9 protein-coding genes are annotated in these 21,700 nt (G+C 47.1%); 5 read left to right on the top strand and 4 right to left on the bottom strand.

The annotated features are described in order from the left end of the window. The first annotated feature begins 41 nt into the window (after nucleotides 1-41). Complete coding sequence (locus QUB51_RS06110) at nucleotides 42-260, top strand: hypothetical protein (RefSeq protein ID WP_333052985.1); 219 nt, start codon at nucleotides 42-44, stop codon at nucleotides 258-260. Nucleotides 261-442: 182 nt separating this feature from the next. Here the strand turns inward: QUB51_RS06110 and QUB51_RS06105 are convergent, their stop codons facing one another. Next, the gene (locus QUB51_RS06105; RefSeq protein WP_333232049.1) at nucleotides 443-1,054 is read right to left on the bottom strand and encodes a Uma2 family endonuclease; all 612 of its coding nucleotides are present in this window, start codon (nucleotides 1,052-1,054) and stop codon (nucleotides 443-445) included. Between the two features lie 416 nt (nucleotides 1,055-1,470). Beyond that, on the bottom strand, nucleotides 1,471-3,132 hold the full coding sequence (locus QUB51_RS06100; RefSeq protein ID WP_333052981.1) for a glycosyltransferase family 39 protein: 1,662 nt from the start codon (nucleotides 3,130-3,132) through the stop codon (nucleotides 1,471-1,473). A 74-nt stretch (nucleotides 3,133-3,206) separates the two neighbouring features. On the opposite strand from QUB51_RS06100, the gene QUB51_RS06095 reads away from it, so the two are divergent. The 4 genes from QUB51_RS06095 (at nucleotide 3,207) to QUB51_RS06080 (ending at nucleotide 13,996) form a co-directional block, all read left to right on the top strand. Beyond that, complete coding sequence (locus tag QUB51_RS06095; protein WP_333260107.1) at nucleotides 3,207-4,694, top strand: hypothetical protein; 1,488 nt, start codon at nucleotides 3,207-3,209, stop codon at nucleotides 4,692-4,694. Nucleotides 4,695-5,180: 486 nt separating this feature from the next. Beyond that, a complete protein-coding gene (locus QUB51_RS06090; RefSeq protein ID WP_333260104.1) occupies nucleotides 5,181-5,588 on the top strand; it encodes a hypothetical protein in 408 nt (135 codons plus the stop codon). Nucleotides 5,589-6,286: 698 nt separating this feature from the next. Further along, entirely contained in the window at nucleotides 6,287-9,757 is a 3,471-nt protein-coding gene (locus QUB51_RS06085) for a DUF4347 domain-containing protein (protein WP_333260101.1), read from the top strand. A gap of 873 nt (nucleotides 9,758-10,630) precedes the next feature. Then, nucleotides 10,631-13,996 carry a DUF4347 domain-containing protein gene (locus QUB51_RS06080; protein ID WP_333260098.1) on the top strand — a complete coding sequence of 1,122 codons (3,366 nt, stop codon included), beginning with the start codon at nucleotides 10,631-10,633 and terminating at the stop codon, nucleotides 13,994-13,996. A gap of 249 nt (nucleotides 13,997-14,245) precedes the next feature. Here QUB51_RS06080 and QUB51_RS06075 read toward each other — a convergent pair whose 3' ends face one another. Further along, entirely contained in the window at nucleotides 14,246-17,998 is a 3,753-nt protein-coding gene (locus QUB51_RS06075) for a WD40 domain-containing protein (RefSeq protein WP_333232059.1), read from the bottom strand. A gap of 27 nt (nucleotides 17,999-18,025) precedes the next feature. Next, a complete protein-coding gene (locus QUB51_RS06070; protein ID WP_333260096.1) occupies nucleotides 18,026-21,652 on the bottom strand; it encodes an AAA-like domain-containing protein in 3,627 nt (1,208 codons plus the stop codon). Between the last annotated feature and the right edge of the window lie 48 nt (nucleotides 21,653-21,700).

The raw sequence follows: 21,700 nt of genomic DNA, 5'->3' as shown, positions 1-21,700 counted from the left end.
TTAACAAGTGATAACTAACTCTTTGAAGCGAAACAGATATCATGGATAACAATCTAGTTGCTAAGACAGTATTTTTTTCAGTATTAGTACCTGGTGCTTTGTACATTGCTTACGCCGCGAAAGTAGCCCTCAATCTCAACCTTGATATATTCGGTGCAGGTCACACCCCTGCTAAATTAGAAGAAATATCCGGTGGAATCATTAAGTGTAAGTGGTTCCCTAATTCCCACCACTGCCCCGGAAATAATCGTGTTAAATAATCACGGACGCATCAAAACCCAATAAACCAGGCTTTTCGGCGGGGGTGCATCTCAATTTTGTAAAAGCGAACCATTCCGGCAGATAATTTATTAGCGATTACCATAGATTTACTGCCGGAATGCTTCGCCCCTACGAATATATTTGCAAAAATGAAATGCACCCTGGCGGGCTTTGAGCCTGATTAAACTTCTCCAATTTCAGGTGCAATTTCTGGATCTACTTCTTCAAAATTCACTTTATTATAGATATCTGCCACAGCAATTTCAAAGGATAGTGAAGCAAGCGCGATCGTCTCATCCAATTCATTGTACTCAGCAAACGACCATCGCTTATCATCCGTCTTAGAAAAATGTTCGATATATCTCCGATTTTGGTCGAGCAATAAGTATTCTTCAAGAGTGGGAATTGTGCGGTATCCCTCAAACTTTTTGCTGCGATCGTATCCTTTAGTTGAAGCTGACAAAACCTCAATAATTACTCTGGAATTGGTAATCGTATCGGTGCGGTTATTATAATACTCCGGCTTCCCACATACTACCATCACATCGGGATAAGTATAGATGCGCTTCTTGGGTATCCACAAGCGGACATCGCTCATGAAAACTCGATAGTCTAGTTTTTTGAATGCAAAATTTAGTTCGGTACTGAAGTTGAGCGCTATTTGATTGTGATTTGTAGAGCCACCGGCCATAGGAAATATTTCACCGTCAATGTATTCGCTTTTGTAGTCCGCAGCTTCTTCTAGTGCTAGATATTCCTCGATCGAGTAGTATCGTTGTTCAGTAAGTTGCATAGTTCTATTAGAGAGCATTTAACTGAGGCTTTTGTTTAGTGTAACATTTTTGGGTAAGCTTTTTAAGGTTGAGTTTGTGTAGGGGTTTTTGAGATTGTTGGTTTGTGGTATGAATTGTTGGTAAACTCGTCCGCACACAGCCGATCGCCTAGATTGATCTGATATGCGATTGCATCCCAAAAATAGACCTCTTGCAAAAATGCTTTTCATCAATTGATGGGACGGGCTCTGGGGCTCATCCCACAAGAAAAAATAACTCTTGTGGGATGGGCCCCAGAGCCCGTCCTAATTATTTTTGCAAGAGGTCTAATGTAGATTTGGATTTGCCGCCCAAGTGGGGGCGGGTTTTCGAGATTTTTGGTCTGAGGCGATTATGGTTGGTGAACCCGCCCCTACGGTAATTTGGGGAAACACGCTTACTTTCGAGTTACCACAACCCAATCGTCCGCTGTTTTGACAACCTCAGCATTCTGCAAACCTAAATGTTTTAAAACAGGTTTTTCTAACAGAAAATAAGGTTGAGGAAGAGTTTGCCATTTCTGTTTGAGCGTAGGTGCGTCGGCAACAATAACTTGGCGTTGACTGTAAAAATTCAGCGATGGACGGCCCAAGCGGTGAGAAGTAAACACTTGTTGACCCGCCGGAGTTCCTGTGCGGACAATTTCGGCGATCGGCTTAACCGGATAATCCTCCGCCAATTCCCAAACCCAGTTATCTGAAGCCACCAATACCAACAGCGTCAGGTAAGTTCCCCAAATTAAAACTAATATAAACTGTCGGTCTTTGCGGTGCAGCAACACGGCCGCCATTGTCATTGTCAAAGCTACAAACATCAGCATTAACTGCAAATCTCGCTCTGGAGGCGCAATTTGTCCCCCGATCCATACCCAGCCACTGAAGTACACGCAACCGACGACAGCAACTATAGCCAGCACTGCCAAAATCGCGGGATGAGGCAGCAAAGAAATAGCATCAAAACGTTCTTCTGCTTCCTCTTTGACGGGTTCTGGCGGCAGCCACAGTTGCTCCCAAACTTCAGCGAGATAACTGCCAACAGCAAGAGCAAAAGCTGGATAAATTGGCAAAACATACCACGGCAATTTAGTAGTCATCACAGAAATAGCCAGCAGATATACTCCTGTCCAAACCAATACTAATTTTGGCCCGGCAAAATTGCGATTTTCCCAACTCAGGCGCAGCCCTTGTAGCCAAAATAACTGCCACGGCCAAGCTAATTTTAAAATTTCTAAAAGATAATACCAAGGCGGGCCTCTGTGACTGCTTACAGGTTCCGAAATGCGCCGGAAAGATTCGTTAATTAAATTAGTGTGGATGAAATATTGGCCGTAGTGCAGCCATTGGGCAAAATACCAAGCAGCTACTGGCAATGTTCCGATCGCCAATCCGCCCCAAAGATACCCAGAAGTGAGGAGTCGCGGGGTATCCCAAACCAAAAAAATACAGCCAACAGCACCCAGCAGCAGCCCCAACATGACGCCCTTAGTCAGGCAAATGAGTCCGAACCCAATCCCCGCGCCCAAAGCGTAGCGCAAGTCGCGGCGCGATCGTAGCAAACACCACATCGCCCCCAGCAAAAAACACAAAACTGCTCCATCCAACATCGCCAAACGTCCATGCCGCACCACCGGTAACAGCGTCAGATACACGAGGGCAGAAAAAATGGCGATCGAGCGTCTAGGAAACAACTCCCTGCCAATGGCGTAAAGCAAGGGCACTGAAGCCGCCGTCAGCATCGCCGGTACCAACCTCGCCGTCAATTCGCTGACACCGCCGACGGCAAAACAGAGCCCGATTAGCCAGTGTACCAGCGGCGGTTTGTTGAAATAAGGCATAGAGTCGATCGTCGGATACAGCCAATTTAAGTTGCCGCGCCAAATTTCGCGACTTACCTGCGCTGCAATGCCTTCATCCCAATCCCGCAAAGCCACGCCGCCCAGATTCAGCCCGAAAATCAGCACTGCAGCCAACAGAAAAGCCAGCATCCACACTTTGTCTGTAAAGCTGTCATTCCAGCGATTTTTCGGTTTGCGGCCAAGGAATGGAAAGATTTCTGACATAAGTTAAGAGAGTTTTGAGCGTCCCAAACTGAGGGTAAACTTAGACAGCAGTTATTTGCGACTAGGAAAATACCATGAACTTGCCTGTAATTATAGATATTATCATTGGCTTAGTATTTATCTACCTGACTTTAAGCTTGCTAGCTTCGGAAATTCAGGAACTGATTGCTACTGTTTGGCAGTGGCGGGCGGAACATTTAAAGAAGTCGATCGAAGTGCTGATTTCTGGCGGCAGCGAAGGTGCGAAAGATCCCCTGCAATTTAAGCGAGTCGGACAGTTAGCACATGCGATTTACGCCAATCCAATTATCAAAGATTTGAATCAGGGAGCGAAAGGGCTGTTATCAGAGGGATTCCGCTCTGTTACGCACCGCATGGGGGATTTGTACCACGGAGTTACGGGTACTAAAAATGTATTCGGCAATAAATCCAGTGGGCCTTCTTATATTCCAGCCGAGTGTTTTTCGGCTAGCCTTTTGGAGACTTTAAAGGTTTCTAGTTTGCTCAGCTCTATCTCTAAAACCAGATTGGAAAGATTTAAAGATTTACAGTTGGCACAAATTCAACATATTGGAGCGAATCTGAGTTTACAGGATACTATTAAACCGATTATTGAGCAAGAATTTAGGTGGCTGACTGCGGAGTTCAATCGAGTTGTTGAAGATTATCAAAACAATTTAGCAAGTTTGAACAACAGCTTAGATCGAATGTCGGAAAAGCTAGAATTTTATATTAAGGATTCTCAGGTTTATCTACCAGAAACTGAGCAAGGAGGGAGAGAATTTCAGAGGCAGATGGCATTTGTGAAGGCTCGTTTTGACAGCAAAATTGAGCGGGTGGCGCTGCTGGGGCAACTGCAACCGAGTTTCAGCAATCTGTTAAATACTGTTAAAAAAAGTCAAGATACGGTAGTAGAAATTATGGATTTAAAAGAGGAGAGTCCGATTTATCAACAAATTCAAGAAACCTTGGACAGTATGCCAGAATCTTTGAAACGCAGCCTTTATATTTTAGCGCAGCGCGCTGAAAAAGGCGGCGGAGATACTCAAGAGCAGTTGCAGCGGTTTCAGAAAGAAATTGAAATTTGGTTTGACCAATCGATGGAGCGTGCTTCTGGTGTTTACAAGCGGAATGCTAGAGGGGTGGCGATTTTGCTCGGAACTGCGATCGCTGTCGCTGCTAATGCTGATACCATTCATATTATTAATCGGTTGTCGAAGGATTCGATGTTGCGATCGACTGTTAATGTGTACGCTGAGCAGTTGGTGGAAAAAAATGCTAGGACTAAATTAGATAATTTACCAAGTCTGAGAAAAGTTCAAAAGGATGTAGATATAGCTTTGGATGAGGTAGCTCTGCCTTTTGGATGGAGCGAACAGAACAGCTTGGAACGAGATAAGCAGGGGAATTTATTGTGGCCGGCTTTGATTGCAAGATTGTTTGGTTGGATATTGAGCGGCGTAGCTATTTCTATGGGGGCTGCTTTTTGGTTTGAGGCGCTCAACAAGATTATTAATATTCGCAATGCAGGGAAAAAACCGCCATCTTCCACAGAATCTTGAGGGGTGCTGTTGCGAGGCCAATCTACTAAGTGTCATACCCTTTTAAATTTTAGATTTTAGATGGCCGAATGACTGAAGACTATCGAGCTTTGAAGCACGGGCTTATATCATATCCGGTCGTGGGACCGCGATTGTAGGGGCGGGTTCACGAACAATACCTGCCAATAATTGACAATCTCAAAAACCCGCCCCGACCAGGATATTATGGTTAATTGCTCGGAGATGATATTACAGTTGGATTCTTTTGTGAAAGTGGGATCGCGGATAGGATACCGGATCGATCGGTAATTTGGCGTTTGCCGGAACTAAGGGAAAACACGCAGAATATAAATTCCGTGCGATCGCGGATGGCAGTGCAGCAGAAATAGGGCAAACTGATAGATAGGTTACATAAGAATGGGCGAAATAAACAAGGTCGCTGGCAGTTTCAGAAGCTCTGACTCCAAGGCTGTATCTACCGCTAAACTCACTTTTGGAGGACGGAATATGTTGACTTCTTTAAGGGAAACGACTCCCGCCTCGGAAGACGCAAATCCCCCATCCAAAAGCTTTGTAGTCAAGGAGTCCAGCATCAATGAAGGTGGATATTTTGTTGCCAGAATATTGGCTGGGGAATCTTACTGCATCGAGAAATTTACCTGGAAACTTCAAAAATCTGCCTCTATCCTTAGAGAGATTGACAAAGTTGGCTCGACTTATGACGGTCGCTCGAACCAACTGCAATTAGGCTTTGTTATCCTCAGTTCAGATTACCTCGAACCATACAAAAGTCAATTGCCAAAATCGCATAATTCTCTGACTCAAAACAGCGGACTTGGTTCGTGTTATGCCGATCGAGATAGTGATACATTCAGCAACGGCGGTGGGCGCGATAAGCCAATTGATTTACCGTGAGGGGTTCCACTTAATCTTAGATTGTTTTGACTGTTAGTAAATGCGACCAAACGTCCTGGGAATCAGTATTTAGGTGTACCGCAAACCTAGCAAAGTCAAAGCATATAGAATTGTTCAAAATCTACATAATTCAGTTTTCCATTGGATGAAATACAGCTAGGGAAACTCTAGTGCATTGTGCCTCTACGTAAAATCTCACACTCAAATAAAAACTACTAAATATAAGAGGAGTTATTCGGGGGTGAATTACCTCCACTATTTCCGCATCCCTCAACTCAGCCTACTATTAGCAAAATAAGGTCAATCGATTTTAGATTTTAGATTTTAGATTTTAGATTGACTTGCGCGAGATAAATGCTCTTTCTTGAGGATTTTCGATTTTCGATTTTGGATTGATTCCACGGATAAATTCGGGGGCTTGATACCACCTTTGAAATTCGTGGTCAAAAAAAATTGGATAATAGAACCTAGATTTATTTCAATATTCCCGATTAATATTGCGATCTATTCCCATAGATAGAGGCTCAGATTTCCATTTTAGTTAAAAGTAAAAATGCAAATGCCGAGCAAAATAAATCAACAAAAATATTTTAAAAAAGGCATCATCTATCAATTGGGTGTTAAGATATAATGAAATAAGCCTGATGAGATTACTGCGGGGTGTATCTACTAATAATGCCCTTAATGGAGTCTCCAATATGAGTTCTACATTCGCTCAAGTTAACTCACAATCTGCTTTTGAAGAACGGCCAGTGCGCTCCTTAGTCTTCATTGACGCCGGCGTGAAAGATTACGAGTCAATTACAGCAGGAGTGCTGCCCGGACAGCAGGTAGTAATACTCGATCGCACCAAAAACGGCATCGAACAAATCACATCCGAGATGGAAAAATACGCCTCTACTAAGGGGGCGATAGACTCGGTTCACATTATTTCTCATGGCAGTTCAGGCAGCCTACAATTAGGCAATACCGCTCTGGGTTCAGATAACATAGAGCAATACAAAAGCCAGTTGGACTCGTGGCAAACTTCACTAGCCCCAGAAGCAGACATCATGCTGTACGGCTGCGATGTAGCAGGCGGTACAGGTGTTAATTTCGTCGATCGATTCAGTCAATTAACCGGAGCTGACGTTGCGGCCTCTACCAACATAACTGGCAGCAACGGCGACTGGAATTTAGAATTTGCTAAGGGTCAGATTGAATCTCCCTTAGCCTTGGGGCCAGAGGCTATGGCAAGTTACCAAGGTGATTTAGCTACGATCGTAGTAGCCAACAATAGCGATAGCGGGCCGGGTTCATTAAGGGCTGCGATCGCCACCGCTGTTGCCGGCGATATCATTACCTTCGCTCCAGGTTTAGCCAACCAAACCATTACCCTCACCAGCGGTCAACTCGATATTCCCGTTGGCAAAAACATCACCATTGACGGCGCCGCCGCACCCGGTTTAACCATCAGTGGCAACAACGCATCCCGCGCCTTTTTTGTCAATGCCAACGTTGCGACTGCTACGAATTTTACAGTCAAAAACCTCGCTATTATCAACGGTAAAACGGTGGATAATGGTGGGGCGATCGGTACACAAGACGAAGTAACGATGACCGTAGAAAACGTTCAGTTTACCAACAACGTGGCTGATAAAGGCGGCGGTGCAATCTTCAGCGGCTGGAACAACACCCTGACCGTTACCGACAGTAAATTCACCGGAAATAAAGCCACTGCAACCAACGATGAACGTGGCGCTGGCGGTATTGCTTTTGCAAGTAATAAAAACCTCACCGTTGTTAACAGCGACTTCACCAACAACTTAGGAATTAATGGTGGGGCAATTAACAGCCTAAACGGCAAGTTAACAGTTGAAAACTCGCGATTCATCGGCAACGATACCACCTCCGGCCAGTTCGCCCCAAACGATCCCAACGGCAATTCTTTTTTAAGGGGTTTCGGCGGGGCAATTTACACAGACCGCGCCAGTTCTACTGACGAGCCTTCCGGCACAATTAAAATCAGCAAAAGCGTATTCCAAGACAACAAAGGGCGAGGCGAAGGCGGAGCAGCTTATCTGTTTACCGGCACCCAAGATAGCGTAAGTATTGCAGACAGCACCTTCCAAAATAACGAAATTCTGGCGCTACCCAACGGTGGAAATGATGGAAACGGTGGTGGGGTAACGATTTTGAGCGACAGCACCAACCAGGGATTGACCATTGCCAACACCACCTTTGCGGGCAACAAAGCCAATAATCAAGGTGGCGGGCTGTGGATGCGAAATGTCCCTACTACGATTACTAACAGTACGTTTTCTGGCAACTCCACGGCCTTTGCTGCTGGTGATTTCAACAAACTCGGCGGTGCAATGACTCTTGGTGCACCCACAACCATTCTCAACACGACGATCGCCGATAATTCTGCAGGCTGGGTTGGTGGAGGTATCTTCGCCAATGCCAATAATGTCACCCTCAAAAACACTATTCTTTCCAACAATACAGCGGCTAACGGAGGAAACCCTTGGGGCATTCAGCAACACGTCACCGCCCAATATAGCGATCGAGGAGGGAATTTTCAGTGGCCGGCCAAAAACCCCAATGACGGAAGCGATGTCAATGCGACGGCAAGTGTGACGATCGCAGACCCCTTACTTGGCCCTTTGCAAAACATCAACGGCGCTTTAGTCAGGCCGCTGCTGACAGGAAGTCCGGCAATTGATAAAGGGATTGCCACCGACGCACCCGCTACAGATCAGCGAGGCCTGACTCGCCCTCAAGATGGCGACAGCATTCCAGGTGCGATCGTGGACAGCGGCTCTTTTGAATTGGGAGGTAGTGTCGTCCCAGTGCCCACACCGACTCCGGCGCCAACTCCCACACCGGAACCGACTCCAACTCCCACACCGACTCCGGCGCCAACTCCCACACCGGAACCGACTCCAACTCCCACACCGACTCCGGCGCCAACTCCGACGCCCGCGCCGACTCCGACTGAGACTCCGACACCCACACCGACTCCGGCGCCCACACCGACTCCGGCGCCTACTCCGACGCCCGAACCGACTCCAACTCCCACACCGGAACCGACTCCGACTCCCACACCGGAACCGGCACCAACTCCCACACCGGAACCGGCACCAACTCCCACACCTGTGCCGACTCCGCCGCCGACACCAACTCCCGCACCGACACCAACTCCGGCCTCGGATGGTTCCCTGCTCGATAGCCTCAACGCCCCGCAACTCGACTCTGCCACCATCACCCCCAACCCCGTCCAACAAACAATCAACGGCGGTAACGATGCCGATTTCATCATGGGCGGTGGCATCAACGAGTCGATTAACGGACAAGTCGGCAACGATATTCTTTACGGTATGGGCGGCAATGACAACATTGACGGCGGTGCAGATAACGACTCAATCTTCGGCAATGGAGGCAGCGATTTCATCTCTGGCGACGCTGGCAACGATACCATCTACGCTGGCAAAGATAATGACACTGTGGTTGGTGGTGAGGGCGACGACTTGTTGAGGGGAGATTTAGGCAATGATACAGTTGCCGGGGGCTTTGGCAACGACAGCATTTTCGGCGGTAAAGATGACGATATCTTACTCGGTGAAGATGGAGACGACTACATTTTAGGCAACTTGGGAAATGACACACTTAATGCTGGAAATGGCAACGATATTGCCTTTGGCAATGAAGGTGCAGACCTGATTTTTGGCTTATTGGGAAATGACACGCTTTACGGCGGCAAAGAAAACGACAGTCTCAATGGCGGTGAGGGCAACGACTTGCTGTTGGGCGGCAATGAAAACGATGTGCTGTTCGGCGACATCGGTAACGATACCCTGTACGGCGGCAAAGCTAATGATATTCTCAGCGGCGGTGCTGGGGAGGATTTCCTCAGCGGCGATGTTGGGGACGATACATTGACTGGTGGTTCGGGAAATGATGTGTTTTTCCTCAATCAAAGTTTGGGTAGCGACATCATTACTGATTTCCGCAAGGGAGAGGATTTAATTGGGTTGAGTTCTGGTTTGAGTTTTAATCAACTCAGTATTACTTCCAGCAACAATCAAACTTTGATTACTGTGACGGACACCAATCAATTGTTGGCGAAGCTTAACAATATTACCCCCGGTATTCTCACCGCTAGCGATTTCACTCAGGTAACAATCTAACTGGCTGGGGTAGGGTGCGCCATCAGCAGCCCGCCCCTACGCAGGGCTGTTTCATTCTCTTGTAGGGGCAGCCCCCCGTGGCTGCCCCAATCTCTGAAACATGAGCAAATCGTGGATGGGGAGGGTAGGCACGGGGAGTAGGGGTAGCACTACAAGAGTCAAAATCATCGTTTTCTTGAGAATGAAACAGCCCTGCGCCCCTACGGGGGCTACGCCAACGAAGAGGAGCGATCGATCTGATTCTTTTCAAGTGCGATCGGTAATAAATCTTGTTTATTGCCGATCGCCCACACCTAGAATGAGACACACCCGTCTATTGCAATCCTGAGCTGGCTAACCATAAGTAGCGGCCGAATAAAGCCTGCTTTCTCAACCAATAATTTTTAGATTTGTGGGAACTTTTTTACAGATAGGAAAAAAGTTAAATTAATCAAAATTTTAGGGAATTTTCCTGGTTTTATCTAATGTGAATGTATCAGGTACTAGCTAGAGCAATTCTCAGGAACTCAGAACCACATAAAATATTTTCTGAGTTTTACCTGACTAATGCTTCCCAATGGTTTGATGCACTACGTATCTGGCTAATGGTGTGCATAGCAAATCTACCTATAGAGGTTCCAGTGCCGGACTATTTACATTACATCCTCTGCATTTAATTGCTAAAAAAAACCGCAATTTTTACACAGCAAAAGCTGATTAGGTAGAAAAGTATCGGGTTTCACTTAAGGATAAGATTCAAGTTTTTCCCTGAATTTTAATATCCCCGATGGATTACCGAGGTTTTAATTCTGCCTACTGCCTTCTGCATCTCTAGCCTTCTGCTTTCAAGGTGAATCTACCAGCAAATAGTAAACATTCTCATGGGTATGCCAAATGAGTTCAACTTTTGCCACCAACATGGATTCACAATCTGTTCTCCACAATGCTGGTTCTAAATCTATTGTCTTCATTGATTCCGACTTAGATGACTATCAAACTCTTGCCGGTGGCGTGCTTCCCGGTGCAGAGATTATCATTTTAGATAAAAATGGTAACGGAGTCGAGCAAATTACTGCGAAACTGCAAACAATTTCGGCTGCGGGGGAAACTGTAGACCAAGTTCACATTATTTCTCACGGCAATTCTGGTAGCTTGCAGCTAGGTTCTGCAACGCTGAATTCGGATAATTTATCACAATATGAAAGCCAGTTGCAAGGGTGGCGAAATGCGCTAAGCGAGAAAGCAGATATTGTGCTTTACGGTTGCGATGTTGCTGCGGGTTCGGGAAGCGATTTTGTCGATCGCCTGGGCGAGTTAACCGGGGCTGATATTGCTGCATCTAGCGATCGCACTGGCCACGGTGGTAACTGGAATTTGGAGTTTGCCAAGGGTGACATTGAAGCACCGCTAGCCTTGACTCCAGAGGCAATGGCGGATTATCAAGGGACTTTAGCAACTATTACCGTTACCAACAATAATGATAGCGGGCCGGGTTCATTGAGAGATGCGATCGCCTCCGCAGCAGCCGGCGATACCATTCAATTTGCCTCCACTCTTGCGGGCCAAACAATTACCCTAACGAATGGTCAACTTGTTATCAACAAAAACTTGACAATTGACGCCGTTGGTGCAGCCAATTTAACCATCAGTGGCAACAATGCTTCGCGGGTCATTCTCACAGAAGGTGCAACAAATGTTACTCTAAAAAACCTGATTATTGCCAACGGCCGAGTTTCTGGTACTGACCCAAATAATCAGACAACTAGCGCCGGTGGTGGCATTCAAACAGGAGGTAGCAGCACTTTAACTTTAGAAAATTGCCAAGTCAATAATAATGTGGCGGGTTTTGGTGGCGGCATTTACACGGGTTTTCGCAGCACGACGACTGTCATTAACAGCAAGTTTAGCGACAATGATGGTTCACTAGCTAACAATACCGAACGTGGTGGCGGCGCGATCGCCACTAAAAGCGGCGGTGTTTTGACTATCAGAGATAGCGAATTTACCAACAACAAAGGCAGCTACGGCGGTGCTGTTAATAACCTGTTGGGCAGCATGACGATCGAAAACTCTAAATTCATAGGGAACCGCACAGATAAAGGCGTTGGCGGGGCAGTTTACGTCGATGGCGCTAATGCTTCGGGACCGAATGCAACCCCCGGCCCAGTTGCCGGAACTATTGCTATCCGCAACAGCCTTTTTGATGGCAATATCGGAGCGAGAGAAGGAGGCGCAGCCTTTTTGTTTGGTTATTTGCAAGATAAAGTGGTCTTGGAAAATAGCACTTTTATTAACAATAAAGCTGTCAAGGATCTAGCCGGAGTTGGAGGTTCGGGAGGCGCAATTCGTCACGGAAATACCGAACTTACGGTAACAAATTCCACTTTTGCTAATAACCAAGCTGAAGATAATGGGGGCGGTTTGTGGTCAGGAGAGAATGGAAATATCAGCATTGTCAACAGTACATTTTCCGGCAACAGCGCGGATAAGCAGGGCGGAGGAATGCTTGTCGCTAACAGAGATTCCTTTTCGACTAACATCGTCAATTCGACTTTTGCTCAAAATACCGCTGAATTTTCGGGAGGTATTGCTACTTTCAACGACCCTGTGAAATCGCCAATTACTGTCAAGAATTCTATTTTTGATAGGAATACGGCAAGTAATCCTTTTAAAACGAGGCAGCACACTGGACGGCAGCTAATCGATGGGGGAAACAATATTCAATTTCCCGCTAAACTGACCGTGGGAGATCCTAATGATAGTAATGTTACGGCAAATGTGACGATCGCCGACCCCTTACTGGGCCCTTTGGAAAATATTAACGGCGCTTTCGTGCGACCACTGCTAACAGGAAGTCCGGCAATTGATACTGGTACTGGTGTGGGCGCGCCAGCGACAGATCAGCGCGGTGTGAGTCGCCCGGCTGATGGTGATAATAACGGAAGTGCGATCGTTGATATTGGCGCTTATGAATTGAACCCTACAGTCACGCCGACTCCAACTCCGACGCCCACTCCAACTGAGACTCCGACTCCGACACCGGAACCGACTCCCACGCCCACACCGGAACCGACTCCCACACCGGAACCGACTCCGACTCCGACACCGGAACCGACTCCGACTCCGACACCGGAACCGACTCCCACTCCGACACCGGAACCGACTCCCACGCCCACACCGGAACCGACTCCCACTCCGACACCGGAACCGACTCCCACGCCCACACCGGAACCGACTCCCACGCCCACACCGGAACCGACTCCCACGCCCACTCCAACTCCAGCTTCGGATGATTGCCTACTCGATAGCCTCAACGCCCCGCAACTAGATCCTGCTACCATCACCCCCAACCCCGTCCAACAAACAATCAACGGCGGCGACACTACCGATTTCATCATGGGCGGTGTCATCAACGATTCAATTAACGGACAAGTCGGCAACGATACTCTCTACGGCATGGGCGGCAATGACAACATTGACGGCGGCGCAGATAACGACTCAATCTTCGGCAATGAAGGCAGCGATTTCATCTCTGGCAGCGCTGGCAACGATACCATCTACGCTGGCAAAGATAATGACACTGTGGTTGGTGGTGAGGGCGAGGACTTGTTGAGGGGAGATTTAGGCAATGATACAGTTGCCGGCGGCCTTGGCAACGACAGCATTTTCGGCGGTAAAGATGACGATATCTTGCTGGGTGAAGATGGCGACGACTACATTTTAGGCAACTTAGGAAATGACACAATTAATGCCGGAAACGACAACGATATTGCCTTTGGCAATGAAGGTGCAGACCTGATTTTTGGCGACATCGGTAACGATACCCTGTACGGCGGCAAAGAAAACGACAGTCTCGATGGCGGTGAGGGCAACGACTTGGTGTTGGGCGGCAATGAAAACGATGTGATCTGTGGCGACATCGGTAACGATAGCCTGTACGGAGGCAAAGGTAATGATATTCTCAGCGGTGGCAGCGGTGCCGATTTCCTTTCCGGGGATGTTGGGGACGATACATTGACGGGAGGTTCGGGAAATGATGTGTTTTTCCTCAATCAAAGTTTGGGTAGCGACATCATTAATGATTTCCGCAAGGGAGAGGATTTAATTGGGTTGAATTCTGAATTGAGTTTTAATCAACTCAGTATTACTTCCAGCAACAATCAAACTTTGATTACTGTGACGGACACCAATCAATTGTTGGCGAAGCTTAACAATATTACCCCCGGTATTCTCACCGCTAGCGATTTCATTACTCTGTAGTTCTTATAGCAATCCTAAATCCTTTGTGAATTTCTTACTCCATCCCATTAGGAATGAGAATTAAATAACTTCCACAAGATTGTGGGATGGGCGTCCCGCCCATCCAAAAAGGACGGGCGGGACGCCCATCCCACAATAACAATTAAAATTGTAAGTTATTTAATTCGCGAGCCTTAGCAAGGGGAGGGTTGGGGTGAGGTAAAACATTTACGAATCATTTAGGATTGCTATAATAAAGCGGACTTGAGATTATTTCCTTCCAATACCCTCGCACAAACGTCTATCTTCCTCCTTCACATCAGCATTTGTTCGCAAATAATCCCGCACGCGATCGCAACCATCAGCCAACAAATCCACTTTCATAACTCGATCCACATCCCACAAAATCAGCGTATTATCCTCACTCACAGAAGCCACAAATGACCCATCCCCACTATACGCTACCCCCCGAATCGCCGCAGAGTTACCTCTTAGCGTTGTTAATTCCGTACCGTCAAGCTTCCACAATTTCAGCGTATTGTCTACACCACCAGAAGCAATAATATTACCATCCGGGCTAAACGCGACCCCCCATACCGCAGCCAGATGGCCTTCCAGAGTTCTTAGTAACTTACCATCCACAGTCCAAAGCTTAATCGTATTGTCCCCACTGCCAGAAGCCAGAAATTTACCGTCAGGGCTAAACGCCACTCTCCACACCGCAGCAGTATGACCTTGAAAAGTTCGTAGGGGCAGTGCCCCCGTGCCTGCCCCATCAAGCTTCCACAATTTCACAGTACCATCCCCCCCTGCCGAGGCAATTAGCTGACCGTCAGGGCTAAATACGACCTGCCAAATAGGAGCATGATGTCCTGTCATAGTATGCAATAAAGTACCATCGGGCCGCCAAAGCTTGATAGTATTATCTTGACTTCCAGAAGCAATAATTTGACCGTTTGGACTGAAAGCTAATGTAAAAACCGTAGCGTTATGACCTACCAAAGTTGCGATCGCTTTTCCATTTCGAGTCCAGATATTCACCTTATTATCATTTCGGCCAGAAGCAATTAACTTGCCATCGCCACTCAGGGCAACAGCATAAATCGCAGCGTTTTCTACAGTGAAAGTCCTCAACAATTTGCCTTGCCGACTCCACAGCTTAGTCGTGCCATCCTCGCTGCCCGTAGCAATTGTAGAACTATCCGAACTGACATCTAAAGCCCAAATCCCCGCTTTATGTGCAGTAATCATCGTCCGCAATGGGTTTTGACTCTGCCACAGCCGCACCGTATTTTCTGCACCCGCCGAAGCAATAAAACTGCCATCCGGGCTCCAAGCTATCCCCCAAATCGAGGCACTGTGACCTCTAAATGTCATTAATTCTGTGCCATCAACATTCCATAGTTTTATAGTTTTCTCTCGACTTGCAGAAGCAACAGTCTGACCGTCAGGACTAAAAACAACTCCAGATACTACAGCAGAATGACCTTCAAGCGTTCGTAGGGGCAGTGTCCCCGTGCCTGCCCCCTTCACTGTCCAGAGTTTCACCGTTTTATCTGCACTTGCCGTAGCAATCATTTGACCATCTCGACTAAATGCCATTGCTGCTATCACAGAAGTATGGCCTCGGAGAGTTCGTAGGGGCAGTGCCCCCGTGCCTGCCCCGCCTTTGTTCCAGAGTTTCACCGTTTTGTCTCCACTTGCCGTAACAATAGTCTGACCATCTGGACTGAAAGCCACTGAGGATACCCCAGCAGTATGACCCTGGAGAGTTCGTAGGGGCAGTGCCCCCGTGCCTGCCCCGTTTTTGTTCCAGAGTTTCACCGTTTTGTCCATGCTGGCAGAAGCAATTGTTTGACCATCGGGACTAAACGCCACTGTCCAGATACCAGCAGTATGACCCTGAAAAGTTCCTAGGGGCAGTGCCCCCGTGCCTGCCCTATCCAGTTTCCAAAGTTTTACAGTCCCATCATCACTTCCAGAAGCAAGAAACTGACCGTCCGGGCTAAATTTGACCGATCGAACGATCGCCTGATGACCTTTGAGTGTTGCTATTTCCGTTCCGTCCCGCCGCCACAGTTTAATAGTTTTATCCACACTTGTTGAAGCCATAAACTTACTGTCCCGACTAATATCAATTCCAATAACAGCAGCTTTATGTCCCGACAAACGGTTGTATTCATCCGCTTCATAAACCGCTTGACGCAATACATTCATAACTTTATTATCAATATTTTTATCGGTCTTGCCTAAGTTTTGTAGTCGGCGCTTAGCTTTAATTGCTTCTATTAGCGCATCCAATCGACTATTAGAGGCAAACAGTCCCTCCGAGGAAGAAACCAGCGCTTCAATTTCACTACGCCGAGCTTCGCGCTCACTAATAACGGCTCGGCGATACTGAAAATAACTTGTTACTCCTAAAGCACAGGCAAGTAGCAGTGCCATACTCACCGAAAATAGTAAGGCCCTCTGTCGTTTCCCTGCTTTTTTTTCTTGAATTAATCGCATTTGTTCCTCTGCCAGTCGCGCTTCCACTTCTTTGGTGCGTTCTGCTTCTAGAGCTTGTTGAACTTCTCGCCTATCTAATTCAGCACTAGCAGCTAAGAACTGATAGTCTAGGTTACTCAAGCTTTTTTCCTGCGCCCAGATTTGACCATCTTTTAAAGCTTGTCCCCGCAAAAGTCGGGAAAAATCTGTTTGTTGTGAAGCAACCCAAGCATCGAAGGTTTGCGAGTAGGGGCGAAGTTGCCCTAATTGCTTCTCTACCCATTCCAGATTAAAAACTTCAGCATAAACCCTGTTTCTCACCTGTAAATAACCATTGTTTTTGACAACTAATCCCGATAATAATAGTTCAATTTGTTCTGGTGAGTCATCAGTTGATACGCCTCCCACTTTTTTGCTATCAGGTAGAAATATTTCATTTCCTTGTAGGGGCAATTGTCCTGTAGTTGCCCTATAAAGATTTGGGTCAGGCACGGGGGTACTTCCCAGAGAGTCCTCTTCAAAGTCCGAGAATGAAACAGAACCGCTGGTTAAGGGGGGGTTAGATTGTAAAATTTGCTGGTAGATGCCGAGTAATCTGCCCGCGCGTTGCTCGTTGCGAATAATCCGCTCTTTTATTGTTTTTAAATGTTCCGGCTCATCCTGAGATTCCCATTTATTAATTATATTTTCTCGCACTAAACGATCTACCCAAAACTCTTCTGTTCCTGGGGGAATTGTTACTACTTTTTGCGGTATTGTTTGAGTTGCCATGTAGGCTAAATAGCACAGTTTCTGCGTCAGAAATGGCTGCCCAGAAGTCCAAGCCAAAATCTGTTTGAGAATAACTTGATAATTATTGACTACATTTGCCAATCCCGCCGCTAATGGCTGGGCTTCTTCTAGTTCAAAACCTCGTAAATTTATCGCTCGACCAATATTAAAAGGAGTTCGTTTTTTATCGACAATTAAATCCCTAGGTGTTGCTACTCCAAAAATTGCAAAAGTAATACGATTATATTCTGGATTAATTGAGCGTTGATTATAGCAAAAGCGAATTAGGGCGAAAAAATCATCTACCGGGAACTCTAGACTGAGAACACTGTCAATTTCATCAATAAATATAATGATTTTGTTTTCAGGAAACTTGGCCAACAAAATATCTTCAATAAAATGACTCAATCTTTGCAAAAATGATACATCTTCTTCATCACGCCACCAGGTTTTTAAGTTAACTTGCCCTAAAAGATTGAAGCCGCGCCACAGTTCCCCAATCATACCTTTATACCACTGTAAAGGAGTGATATTTTCACTGCCGATGCGGGTCATGTCGATCGTGCTGCATTGAAATCCTTCAGCTTGCAGTCGGTGCAGAGTGCGGACTAATAGGGAAGATTTGCCCATTTGCCGCGAATTGAGAATGTAGCAAAATTCGCCTGCTTTTAAGGCTTCATAGAGTTCGGAATCTGCTTGTCTTACTACGTAGGTAGGTGCATTATTAGCAAGGCTGCCGCCGATTTGGTATTGGTAATTATTCATGATTTTGAGTTCATGGTTTATGAGACTTTAACGATCGCCCACGGCATCGCACAAATGTCTGTCCTCCTCCTTGACTTCAGCATTAGTTAGCAAATAATCCCCCACACGATCGCACGCATAACCCAGTTCATCGAGTTTGAGAATACGCTCTAGATCCCATAAAATCACAGTGCGATCGTCCCCGGCGGAGGCAATTTGTTTACCATCGGGACTAAACGCCACCCCCCAAACGTTCCCTTCATGTCCCGTTAGCGTCGTGATTTCTGTCCCGTCGGTTTTCCAAAGTTTGAGTGCGCCAGTTGAGCCTCCCCCCACCAGCATTTGACCGTCTGGACTGAAATCAACCGCCATCATGCCTCTACTATTTCCCTTGAGGGTTTTGAGCAACGTGCCATCACTCGTCCAGAGTTTAATCGTGTCATCCCTGCTAGCAGTTGCCAAAGTGCGACCGTCTGGACTGATGGCAACTTCCCAAACAGGGCTGCGATGACCCTTTAGGGTCTTGGAAAACCTACCGTCAAGACTCCACAACCGAGCAGTGCTGTCGCTACTGGCTGAAAGCAGCCTCTGTCCGTCAGGGGTAAAATCCACATCGTAAACCCTAGCCCGATGCCCTGTGAAAGTTCGTAGGGGCGGTGCCCCCGTGCCCGCCCTGCCGTCCTTGTTCCACAGTTTCACAGTTTTATCGTTGCTAGCAGAAGCCAGTAGCCCATCTGGACTGACGGAGATATCCCAAACTCCAGCTTCATGACCTGTTATGGTTTTCAGTAGCGTCCCGTCGAACTGCCAGAATTTAATTGTTTTATCTTCACTAGCGGTAGCAAGGAAAGGTGTATTAGCAGGATTGGCAAAGCTAGCACCAGAGAGGAAAGCAACCGAGTGAACGGCAGTATCGTTTCCGGCAAAAGACTTCAGCAACGTGCCGTCTCGCGCCCACAGTTTGAAACTGCCATCGGAAGAGGCGGAAGCTAGCATCTGACCTTCGGGGGAGAAATCCACATCCCAAATCGTGCCGCCATGTCCGTAAAGGACTTTCGAGAAGGGGTTTGTCGGATTCCAGAGTCGAACGGTATTGTCGTCGCTAGCAGAGACAACTATTTGACTGTTGGGAATAAAAGCAAGCCCGCGAATTCCAGATTGATGGCCTTTAAGGACTTTCAACAGCGTCCCGTCCGGCTTCCAGAGGTTGATGGTTTGGTCGGCGCTGGCGGAAGCAATCACATCGCCTGCTGTACTGACAGCGACTTCAAACACTTCCGAACTGTGACCGCTAAGAGTAAGTAGGGGCAGTGCCCCCGTGGCTGCCCCTGGCAGTGCCCCCGTGGCTGCCCCTGGCAGTGCCCCCGTGGCTGCCCCTCCGTCGGGTTGCCAGAGTTTGACAGTGTTGTCAGCGCTGGCAGAGACAATGGTGGGGCGTTTTGTGCCGCTATTGTCTGCAAGTAAAGCAAACTCAACGTCCCAAACTGCGGCGCTGTGACCTTCCAGAGTTCTCACCAGTTCGCCCTCTAGAGTCCAAACCTTGACCGTATTATCTGTGCTGCTAGAGGCTAGCAGCTTTCCATCCGGGCTAAAGGCAACACCCCAAACGGCACCTTGATGTCCGCTTAGGGTTTTGAGCAGTTTGCCATCAATGCTCCACAGGCGAATGGTGCTGTCTTCACTCGCGGAGGCGATGCGCTCACCGTCTGGACTCACGGCGATCGCCCAGATCGCAGCCTTGTGTCCCTGAAAGGTTTTGAGCAGTTTGCCTTCCCGACTCCACAGATAAATGTTGCCGTCCACGCTGGATGTTACCAGGCGCTGGCTGTCGGGACTAAAACGAAGGGCGTACACGCTGCTGATTGTGTGTTGGAGAGTGTACAGCAAGGTGCCATCCCGTTGCCACACCTTGGCTGTTTGGTCGCCGCCTCCGGTGGCGATGAGTTGACCGTCTGGGCTGACATCAACTGCCAGAACCGGGCTGGAATGCCCCAACAGGCGATTGAATTCTGCCGTTCCATAGATGGCTTGTTGCAGCACTTGTTGAACTTGAGATGGCAACTGGGGGCTGGAATTAGCTAGGTTGTCGATCCTGCGTCTGGCTTTGATGGCGCTCACGAGGGCATCTAATCGCTGTTGGGATGCGAATTGCCCGGAGGATGAGGAGGTGAGGGCTTGAATTTCGCTGGTGACGGCGCGATGGTATTGCCAGAGGGCGAAAATGCTGGAGGCGATCGCAACAATTAATACCCCGCTCAACGCCCCAATAAACTTTCGCTGCCGCTTCGCTGTCTCTCGCTCTAAAACTAACCGCTTGCGTTCTTCTGTGAGTCTGGCTTCAACTTCTCTGAGCCTCGCTGCTTCCAGTGCTTGCTGCACTTCCAGCCTGTCTAATTCAACAGAAGCTGCTAAAAAGTGATAATCCAAATCGCTCAAACTTTTTCCCTGGGCCCAGTAGGAAGCGTCTTTTAGCGATTGTCCGCGCAACAGTCGCGATTCATCGGTTTGTTTTGAAGCGATCCAAGCGTTGAAAGCTTGGGAATAAGGACGTAGTTGCTCTAACTGTTTTTCTACCCATTGTAGGTGAAAAACTGCTTGATAAATCGGGTTGCTTACCTTTAAAAAACCTTGGTGTTTTACTACCAAACCTGATAGCAGCAGTTCGATCTGCTCTCGACTGTCATCCGCTTCAACTTCACCAAATTGTAAGAGGTTTTGATAAATACCTAAACTACGTGCAGTGAGTTGTTCGTTGCCAATAATGCGATCGCGGATTGTCTTTAAATGCTCAGGTTCATCTTGCGATTCCCATTTATTGATGATGTTTTCTCTCACCAATGAGTCCACAAAAAATCCCTCGGTTCCCGGTGGTATTTTTAAATCACCCGTGTGGGCTTCCCGCGCCCTTTTTACTACTAATTCACATATTTTTTGCGTTAAAAATGGCTGTCCTCCAGTCCAAGCTAAGATTTGTTTGAGAACTGCTTGCGGATTTGCTATGACATTTTCTAACCCTTTCGCTAATGGTTGCGCTTCTTCTAAGCTAAATCCTGACAAATCGATTGCTTGTCCGATATTAAAAGGTGTCCGATTTTTATCGGCGATTAAATCGCTGGGTGTAGCTACTCCGAAAATTACGAAGGTAATTCGGTTGTATTCTGGATTAATGGCTCGTTGGTTGTAACAATAACGAATCAAGGCGAAAAAGTCATCAACGGGAAAATCTAAGCTTAAAATACTATCAATCTCATCAACAAATATAAAAATTCGCTCCTTCGGGAATTTTTCTAATAAAATATCTTCAATAAATTGACTCAATCTTTGGAGGAGAGAAACTTCTTCTTGTTCTTTCCACCAGGTTTTTAAATTGACTTTTCCTACAAGATGGAAACTGCGCCACAAATCCCCAACAATTCCTTTATACCACTGTAAAGGAGTAATGTTTTCGCTACCGATGCGAGTCATGTCGATCGTGCTGCATTGAAATCCTTCGGCTTGCAGTCGGTGTAGGGTACGGACTAAAAGAGAAGATTTGCCCATTTGCCGGGAGTTAAGCACGTAACAAAATTCGCCAGCTTTTAAGGCTTCATAAAGTTCGGAATCTGCTTGCCGCACTACGTATGTAGGCGCATCACTCGCGAGACTGCCACCAATTTGGTATGTTACCTGGGTCATGGGGTTTATGGGTAGGTTTAAAGCTGAGTATGTAGGGAATTTATTTAG

Source organism: Microcoleus sp. AT8-A3, assembly GCF_036705675.1.
Classification (GTDB): Bacteria; Cyanobacteriota; Cyanobacteriia; order Cyanobacteriales; family Microcoleaceae; genus Microcoleus.
The sequence above is the reverse complement of the archived record's forward strand: the minus strand, read 5'-3'. Positions and strand labels throughout refer to the sequence as shown.